1 protein-coding gene is annotated in these 403 nt (G+C 37.7%); it reads left to right on the forward strand.

The features are described from left to right. Nucleotides 1–403, forward strand: a 403-nt coding sequence (locus C1I99_RS35550) for a phosphoribosyltransferase family protein (RefSeq protein ID WP_199562484.1), incomplete at both ends; no start/stop codon positions are given.

Below are 403 nucleotides of genomic sequence, written 5' to 3' on the forward strand. Positions count from 1 at the left end.
ACTATATGCAGCGCTATAAGTTTAATGGTGAGTACGCTTTGCGTCATGTATTTAATCGTCAATTAATACAGGCAGTTCAAAATATAGAGATAGATTTGGTTGTTCCAATACCAGTTAGCCAATACACATTACTGACAAGAGGTTTTAATCAAACGCTTGGCTTATTTGAAGGCTTACGATATCAACAATTATTATCAGTGTCTCAAGCAAAAAAAACAGATCAATCCCGGTTTAATCGGCAAAAGCGCCTAACGCGTGCGCAACCTTTTGTTATAGCAAACCATACATCTTTAAGCGGACAATCCGTTTTGCTGATTGATGATGTGTATACTACCGGAAGAACGCTCTGTTATGCAGCAGAATTAATCTACACACTAGGGGCTAAAAATGTGAAAAGTTTGTC

This window comes from Micromonospora deserti (assembly GCF_003236335.1).
In the GTDB taxonomy this organism is placed as follows: domain Bacteria; phylum Actinomycetota; class Actinomycetes; order Mycobacteriales; family Micromonosporaceae; genus Micromonospora; species Micromonospora deserti.